This is a genomic window from Pseudomonas sp. (assembly GCF_026224925.1).
Taxonomy (GTDB): domain Bacteria; phylum Pseudomonadota; class Gammaproteobacteria; order Pseudomonadales; family Pseudomonadaceae; genus Aquipseudomonas.
Genome location: NZ_JAMFRV010000443.1, coordinates 1 through 7,739 on the forward strand (window position 1 = coordinate 1; position 7,739 = coordinate 7,739).

6 protein-coding genes, 2 pseudogenes and 1 riboswitch are annotated in these 7,739 nt (G+C 56.3%); of the genes and pseudogenes, 3 read left to right on the top strand and 5 right to left on the bottom strand.

Annotated features, from left to right (window positions below):
• The 5 genes and pseudogenes from M0974_RS19225 to M0974_RS19245 all read right to left on the bottom strand — a co-directional run.
• Positions 1-489 (bottom strand): annotated as a pseudogene (locus M0974_RS19225) (methyl-accepting chemotaxis protein); the annotation flags it as partial.
• 215 nt (positions 490-704) lie between these two features.
• Positions 705-1,289, bottom strand: coding sequence for a TMEM165/GDT1 family protein (locus tag M0974_RS19230; RefSeq protein ID WP_297840269.1), 585 nt, complete (start codon positions 1,287-1,289; stop codon positions 705-707).
• A 20-nt stretch (positions 1,290-1,309) separates the two neighbouring features.
• Positions 1,310-1,497: riboswitch (yybP-ykoY riboswitch) on the bottom strand.
• 39 nt (positions 1,498-1,536) lie between these two features.
• Positions 1,537-2,535 carry a class I SAM-dependent methyltransferase gene (locus tag M0974_RS19235; RefSeq protein ID WP_297840272.1) on the bottom strand — a complete coding sequence of 333 codons (999 nt, stop codon included), beginning with the start codon at positions 2,533-2,535 and terminating at the stop codon, positions 1,537-1,539.
• 61 nt (positions 2,536-2,596) lie between these two features.
• Positions 2,597-3,562 carry a 2-hydroxyacid dehydrogenase gene (locus tag M0974_RS19240; RefSeq protein ID WP_297840275.1) on the bottom strand — a complete coding sequence of 322 codons (966 nt, stop codon included), beginning with the start codon at positions 3,560-3,562 and terminating at the stop codon, positions 2,597-2,599.
• A 35-nt stretch (positions 3,563-3,597) separates the two neighbouring features.
• Complete coding sequence (locus M0974_RS19245; RefSeq protein WP_297840278.1) at positions 3,598-4,542, bottom strand: LysR substrate-binding domain-containing protein; 945 nt, start codon at positions 4,540-4,542, stop codon at positions 3,598-3,600.
• Between the two features lie 133 nt (positions 4,543-4,675).
• On the opposite strand from M0974_RS19245, the gene hutH reads away from it, so the two are divergent.
• The 3 genes and pseudogenes from hutH to M0974_RS19260 all read left to right on the top strand — a co-directional run.
• Positions 4,676-6,223, top strand: a complete 1,548-nt coding sequence (gene hutH, locus M0974_RS19250) for a histidine ammonia-lyase (protein WP_297840281.1) — start codon at positions 4,676-4,678, stop codon at positions 6,221-6,223.
• 379 nt (positions 6,224-6,602) lie between these two features.
• Positions 6,603-7,460: a transporter substrate-binding domain-containing protein gene (locus M0974_RS19255; protein ID WP_297840284.1), complete on the top strand. Its 858-nt coding sequence runs from the start codon at positions 6,603-6,605 to the stop codon at positions 7,458-7,460.
• Between the two features lie 64 nt (positions 7,461-7,524).
• Positions 7,525-7,739: pseudogene (locus tag M0974_RS19260) on the top strand (ABC transporter permease); the annotation flags it as partial.

Consider the following 7,739-nt stretch of genomic DNA (forward strand, 5'->3'; position numbering starts at 1 on the left):
ACCGTCCTGTTTGCGGTACCACCAAGGCAACATGCGCCCGTCTTTCTCCATGCCCAGCACCGGAGGGTCGATATACGCGGCGTCGTTGTGATCCACTGCGCCGGGTTCCCATGCGATGTACGACCCGAGAATTTTCGGGTTCTGCACCACGGTTTCGCGCAGCATGTTCAGCAGTTGTTCGCGGCTGATTTTTAGCTGCGGATCGCCTTTGCTGTCTTTCATACCCATCAGGGCGTTGACCCGTGCCAGGCCCGCGGCGATTTGCAGCGGCGACTCCAGCTCACGTTTGATCTCACTGGCTTGGGTCTGAGCAATGGCAGTGAGGCGTTGTTCAACGGCTTGCTCAAATTGGCCCTGAGTACGTTTGTCCACCAGTTCTTGGGTGCGGGCTCCGGAAAACAGCGCATACAAAACGAGTGCAGCTACTACGCTGAGGACGATGGCACCGGCTAGGGCCGCCACGGAAAACTGGATTGACTTGAACTTCATAAAGGCTCCGGACGTGAGATTACGTCTGTCCTGCCTTATCGGCTCAGGCCTTGGAAAACCTGAGGCGGGGGCGACCAAAGGGCCGTGTTTAATTCGTGTGAGTCGTTATTGAGTATGGAAGCGAGTTATATGATGGTGTTGTGTTTTCAGGCTGAAGATTTTGGGTCAACCGGGCCGTCATTGACGACCCGATTGCTAGGCTGCCGACGCGGGTGTCAGACCCAGCCGCTGATCTGCATAGCCTTATAAACCGCGAACGCCGCCAAGACGAAGAACGCCAACGACGCCAAACGACGAATCAAGGTGAGGGGCAGCTTGTCGGCGGCAAAGTTACCGGCCAACACCACTGGAACGTTGGCGATTAACATGCCCGCCGTGGTGCCGAGAATCACTAGCCACAAGTGCGAATATTGCGCGGCGAGCATCACGGTCGCGATCTGGGTTTTGTCGCCGATTTCCGCAATGAAGAATGCAATCAGCGTGGTCAGAAATGGTCCGAATTTGCGCGCCGAGCTGCCTTCGTCGTCGTCCATTTTGTCCGGGACTAAGGTCCACAGCGCGGTAGCGACGAAACTGGCGGCCAGAATCCAATGCAGCGTGGCATCTGAAAACAAGCTGCCGAACCATGCGCCAATCGCGCCAGCTGCGGCGTGGTTAACCAGGGTGGCAGCAACGATGCCTGCAATGATTGGCCAGGGTTTGCGAAAGCGTGCAGCGAGAATCAGGGCGAGCAGTTGGGTCTTGTCACCGATTTCGGCCAAGGCAACAACAGCGGTAGGGACTAGCAGGGATTCCAGCATCAGGTTTTTCCTAAGGGCGGGTAGACACGGCTATGACACGTACAGCCTCCCCGCCCTGGGTAAGGTGTGCGTGTCATAGGTCTTGTCAAACCACCGATCCGTCTGAGCGGATCTGGGTCGCACGTACCATGGTCTGCTGACCAAGTATGTTGATACGTGCCGGACGAGCATGGAGGCTCGTGGGAGACTACTCCCCTAGGACGGAGCGGATTCTGCCTACGCGTAACGCATTCGGCAAGTGCTTATTTCAAGCGCGTTTGGCGCGGTATATGCGAAACCCCTGGCCTTCTGCCTTGATTGCGCAGACGCCCAAATGCTCTTCGATCAGCGGTTGATAGCGCAGGAAACTGTTGGCAACCAAGCGCAGTTCGCCGCCTGATTTCAGATGTAGGCGTGCTTTTCTCAGCAAGTTTTCTGTGGCTTGGTAATCAGTATGAACCCCGACATGGAACGGCGGATTGCTTAGGATAGTGCTCAAACCCATGGGCGCAGCGTCGATTCCGTCGCCGGTCAACACTTCGGCTTCCAATCCATTGGCTGCCAATGTCAGGCGGCTACTGGCAGTCGCGAAGGCATCGACGTCCAGCAGCGTAACGCTGTTATGCGGGTAGCGACGCTTGACCGCCGCGCCTAACACCCCTGCGCCACAACCGAAATCAAGGACGTTGCCGCTGGGCAGCTTGTCGAGATTTTTTAGCAGCAGCGCAGAGCCACGATCGAGGCGGCCGTGACTAAACACACCGGGAAGGCTGACCACTTTGAGTGGGCCATCTTCCATTTCTACTTCGTAATGCTGCGCGAGGCTTTCTAGCTCGACCGCTTGCGGCGCATGGTCTACGGTGACCAGCCACAGTTGGCAGTGACGAGCGCTGTCGAGTTTGCGCGGCTTGCCAAATGGGCTTAATTGCTTGGCAGCGGCTTCAATGCCGCTGCGCTTTTCACCGACCAAATACAACTCGCGACCCGCCAGGCGCGAAGCCAGCGCGTTCAACACGTAGTCGGCCAAGTCACGAGATTTGGGCAAGAACACCACAGCGGCTTCAAACGGTTGTTCCGGCGCGTTAACGCCGAAGTGGGTGCGACCTTCGAAGCCTGAATCCAGGGTTGCCTGGTCGCCGGCATGCCAGCACCAGCCATGAGCGTTCGGCAATTGCCCGAGCAGATCGTCGGCAGGCAATCCGGCCAGGAGCAACGAGCCCTGAAACAATTCGGCCTGACGGAGTAATACTTCGCTGCGCGGGTCCATCTTTAGCTCCTGCAAAATGGGCGAAGTCTAAACGTTTTTCATCAGGCCTGTGCCTAGCGTCTCAGCTCACCACGCGTCGCGGTGTTCCGGCGACGTATGCTTGGGTGTTTTCGATGAGCTGGCCGACGATTCGTTGCCGAGCCTCGCGGCTGCCCCACGCGTTGTGCGGGGTGACGATCAGTCTTGGAATATCGCCCGCCAACAGTGGATTGCCATCAACCGGAGGTTCGACGGTGAGTACGTCAGTCGCTGCACCGCCTAGGTGACCGTTGCGCAACGCGTCGGCCAGGGCCTGCTCGTTGATCAAGCCGCCGCGAGCAGTATTGATCACAAACGCATGGGGTTTGAGCAGCGACAGTTCGTGAGCACCGATCATGTCGCGGGTGTGTTCGTTGAGCGGGCAATGCAAGGTCAATGCATCCACCTGTGGCAGTAGCTCACTCAGTGGCACGCGGTCTGGACGGGCAGGGCGCCCCGGGATTTGCCCGAGCAGCACGCGCATGCCGAACGCTTCAGCCAATTTCGCCACGGCGCCACCCAGTTCGCCATGACCCAACAGGCCCAAGGTTTTACCTTCCAGCTCTACGATAGGGAAATCCAGCAGGCAAAACTGTTTCGCTTGTTGCCAGCGCCCTTGCTGCACGGCGTTTTGATAGTCAGGCAGGCGCGTTGCCAGCGCGAGCAGCAACGTCAGTGTGTGTTGCGCCACGGACGGCGTGCCATAACCCTGGCAATTACTGACGACCACCCCGTGTTCCCGGGCCGCTACCAAATCGACATTGTTGGTGCCCGTGGCAGTGATCAGTACCAGTTTCAACCCCGGGCACGCGGCGAATGTCTCGGCGTCGATCACGGTTTTGTTGGTGATCGCTACCTGCGCACCTTGCAGGCGCTCTTTGATTTGCTGCGGCGAACTGCTGCTGTGCAACTCCAGTTCGCTGAAGTTCTCGCGCAGGGCAGTGAAGTCCAAGTCGCCAAGGTCAAGGGAGGTGTGGTCGAGAAATACTGCCTTGTACTGGCTACTCATTGGTTTAGGGCTCCTGAAATAAATTAAACAACAACTTAGTGCTGGGCGGATAACGCCAATAGCTCATCGGTACGTTGCTGTTGCGCTTTGCCACACGCTACCAGCCAGCGGTGAAAGTCGCGACACTGTGGTTTATGTAACGAGTTCGGGTTCCAGCTAAGTTGGTACGGCGACGAAAGCTGAATGGCGTAGGCGTAAGGAATAATCAGTCGGCCCGCCGCGACGTCTTTTTCAATCATGGAATACTGCGCGAGCACCACGCCTTGTTCGTCAATGGCCGCTTGAATCGCCATGCTCGAGGACGAGAAGCTTCGAAGGGCAGCGATGGGCTGGTCGGTTTGCCCCCCAGCCGATTCGAACCACTCCTGCCATGAAGGCGGTGAGTCGAACTTTGGTCGGGAATCGATGCTAATCAGCGGCAGGCGTAACAGCTGTATTGCTTTGTAGAGGGTGACATTCGGGGCGATCAGTGTTGGCGAGCAGGCGGGGACCACACAATCTCGAAACAACTCCAGTGTGTGCGCCGAGGTTTCCGTGCTTTCGCCGTAGCCGATACGAAAATCCACGCCGTCTTCGTCCAAGGTTTCAGTCAAGGTGCTGTCGAAGTGCAGGGTCAATGTTGGCCATTGTTTTTCCCATTCATAAGTCAGCGGCGCGAGCCACTTGGAAAGAACTGAGGGCAGGGCGCTGACGTACAGATGGTCGGGATTTTTGCTGCGTTCAACTTCGACGGCGGCGAGCCTGAGTTCTTCGAAGGCTGATGTGCAGCGCGAATGGAAGCGTCGACCACTGGCATTCATCCTTAAGCGCTGGCCTTCCTTGTACATGAGGCTCAACCCGAGGGCGTCTTCGAGGATTTTCATTTGTTGGCTCACCGCACCGGCCGAAATCCCCAGGCGCTTGGCTGCTTGAGCGACGCCGCCACAATGGCCAACAGCTTCGAACACTTGGAGAGAGCGCAGCGGCGGTAAAGTGCTCATGTATTTCTCAGCGAAGAAGGTTTAGAAAATCTAACGATAGCGACAGATTTAGCCATCTTTTCTTCAGATGTAAACCTCCTTAGGCTTTCCGGCATGCAATTACCCATCAATTTCCCCAGGCCCGGAGCCCTCCATGACCCACTACCCTCAGCAGATCAGTCACGTTGTACTGGGCGATAAAGAACCCTCCATTGAAGAGTTCGTTGCCATCGCTCGCTACTCGGCCACGGTATCTTTTTCCCCGGCGTATGAGGCGCGGGTTAGAAAGTCGCGGGGTCTGATCGAGCGCTTTCTCGATGAGAATCGCTTGGTCTACGGCGTGACGACCGGTTTCGGCGACAACGTTAAGCACGTGATCTCGCCCAAAGACGCCAAAGCCCTGCAGGTCAATATCGTGCGCTCTCACGCGGTTTCAGTCGGTGAGCCGCTGAATCGCGAGCAAGTGCGCGCGATTCAATTGATGACGCTGATCAGCTTGGGCAAAGGCTATTCCGGGGTGCGTCTAGAGCTGCTGGAACTGATCGCGGCGCTGCTCAACAACGACGTGTTGCCGTTTGCCCCAGGTGAAGGTTCAGTGGGTTATTTGGCGGTTGAAGGCCATTTGGCTTTGGTGTTGCTAGGCGAAGGTCAAGCTCGGGTCAAGGGCGGTGAGTGGGTGGATGGCGCGACCGCATTGAAGCTCGCAGGTTTGCAGCCGACCGATCTGCAGTGCAAAGAAGGCTTGGCAATGCTTAATGGCAGCACCTCGGTGACGGCCATTGCCATGCTTGCGCTGTACAACGCCCAGCAGGCCGCCATGATTGCCGATGTCGCGGCGGCGTTGTCATTGGAGGCGCTGAAAGGGACTATCCGCGCGTTCGACCCTCGCTATCACTCGGTCAAAGCACACGCAGAACAAGCGCAAACCGCGAGCAATATCAGCGCGCTGCTGCATGACAGCCAGTTAATTGCCGAAAACGTAGACTACCGACTTCAAGACGCCTACAGCTTGCGTGCCGTTCCACAGGTGCATGGCGCGTCCAAACGATTCATCGAAAATGCGCGGCAGAGCATCGAAAACGAAATTCACTCGTCAGGCGATAACCCGGTGATATTCCCCCTCGACGACGGTGACGGGATCGCAATCTCCGGTGCCAATTTCGATGGCACCTATATAGGCATGTCGGCTGACACGTTGTGCATCGCGTTAACCAACCTGGCGAAAATCTCCGAGCGCCGTACCGATCGCATGGTCAATTCGCACTTCAGCGAACTGCCAGCATTTCTGGTGCGTAACCCTGGCCTCAACAACGGTTACATGATTGTTCAGTACACCGCTGCTGGCCTGCTTGGGGAAATGAAAGTGCTGTCGCACCCGGCGTCTATTGATTCGGTATCTACCTGCGGCAACCAGGAAGATCCGGTCAGCTTTGCCTACAACGCGGCAATCAAAGCCTACAAAGTGTCGCAGAAACTGGAATCGGTGTTGGCCATCGAGGTTCTAGTGGGCTGCCAGGCATTGGATTTTTATCAAGTGAGCAAGGCATCTTCAGCCACAAAAGCCGTCTACGACCTGGTCCGTACCCGCGTGCCAGTGGCCAACGATGATCGCGCGTTCTATCCGGACATCGTGAGTGTTACCGAGCAAGTGCGCAGCGGCGAGTTGATCAGCGTCGTCGCTGAGGTCATGGCTAAGCGCTAACTCCCAATCCCCCTGTAGGAGCCAACTTGTTGGCGAGACGGCGTGTCAGACAGCCCGCGCCGCCCGAAAAATCGCCAACACGTTAGCGCCTACCGATCACCTGCACCTGCAGATCCATACTCCTTCCCCCCAAAGCACACTTTTGGTTCGGAAAGTAACGCCTTGTCCCCGATTTAGTGCGATTTCCCAGCCACGTCTAGAACCCGCTACAGTCAAAATCTGTCTCAAGAGCTGTCAGGCTGCGGCTCGGTTACTTTTTGAGACACTTTTTCAGAGTTGGCGTTTAAATTGCTTGTACCTGTATGTACAAGCATAGGGGACCACATGTGTGGTTTTTTGTACTCCACGTTCTCATTTGGCTTAGGCGGGAAGGATAACGATGTCGAAGAAAATCAGTTGGTTTGGTTGTGTAGCTGTTAGTGCCGCAGCACTGGCGTTTATGCCAGTTGTGCATGCCAAAGACTGGACGTCTGTAAACATCGCTACGGAAGGCGCGTACGAGCCTTGGAATCTGACGTTGCCGGGCGGCAAGATCGGCGGCTTCGAGCCTGAACTGATGGATATCCTCTGCCAACGCATGAAATTGAAGTGCAACGTGGTGGTGCAGAACTGGGACGGGATGATTGCCAGCCTGAACTCGGGCAAGTTCGACGTCCTGATGGACGCTATCGTGATCACGCCAGAACGCAAAGAGGTCATGGCATTCTCCATCCCTTACGCAAGTACGCCTGCCAGTTTCGTTGCGCTCGACGCGAAATTGCTGCCGGGTAAAACCGGTCAAGCGGCGGGCATTACCTTGGGCACTGATGCCAAACAAGTCCGTGCCAGTGTTGAAGAACTGCGTACTGCGTTGAAGGGCAAAACCATCGGTATTGCTTCGGGCACGGTCTACACCCCGTTCATTGATGAGCAGTTCAAAGACGTCGCCACCATTCGCGAATACAGCAGCTCGGCAGAAGCGATTCTGGATTTGCAGGCTGGCCGAATCGATGTGGATTTCGATGACGTGACCTTCTTGAACTCACTGATGGACAAGCCGGAAAACAAAAAGCTGGTGTACACCGGTCCACAGATCGCCGGTCCGATCTGGGGTGAAGGCGAAGCGTTGGGCTTCCGTCAGAAAGATGCAGATTTGAAAGCCAAGTTCGATGCCGCGTTGAAAGAAGCACTGGCTGACGGCACCGTTAAAAAACTCAGCGAAAAATGGTTCAAGCTGGATTTGACTCCAAAATCCTGATGCTGGCGTACCTGGCGCCTTAACGGCGCCAGGCTTCAAACAAGCTATTCGCAGGAACGTGTATATGAATCTCTTGCAGATGCTGAGCTTCGGTGAAACGGGTTGGGGGATGGCGCTGCTCAAAGCCGCCGGTACTACCCTGTTGTTGACCTTGGCGGCGTTGTTGATTGGCGCACTGATCGGGGGCGTGATTGCAGCGGCAAAGCTGTCTCGTCGACGCATATTCCGGGGCTTGGGGGACCTGTATTCGATCCTGTTTCGAGGCATTCCCGAGTTGCT

Excerpts from the sequence above, each read along its gene's own strand:
- M0974_RS19230 (WP_297840269.1), bottom strand. The coding sequence starts at position 1,289 with ATGCTGGAATCCCTGCTAGTCCCTACCGCTGTTGTTGCCTTGGCCGAA.
- hutH (WP_297840281.1), top strand. The coding sequence starts at position 4,676 with ATGACCCACTACCCTCAGCAGATCAGTCACGTTGTACTGGGCGATAAA.
- M0974_RS19245 (WP_297840278.1), bottom strand. The coding sequence starts at position 4,542 with ATGAGCACTTTACCGCCGCTGCGCTCTCTCCAAGTGTTCGAAGCTGTT.
- M0974_RS19255 (WP_297840284.1), top strand. The coding sequence starts at position 6,603 with ATGTCGAAGAAAATCAGTTGGTTTGGTTGTGTAGCTGTTAGTGCCGCA.
- M0974_RS19235 (WP_297840272.1), bottom strand. The coding sequence starts at position 2,535 with ATGGACCCGCGCAGCGAAGTATTACTCCGTCAGGCCGAATTGTTTCAG.
- M0974_RS19240 (WP_297840275.1), bottom strand. The coding sequence starts at position 3,562 with ATGAGTAGCCAGTACAAGGCAGTATTTCTCGACCACACCTCCCTTGAC.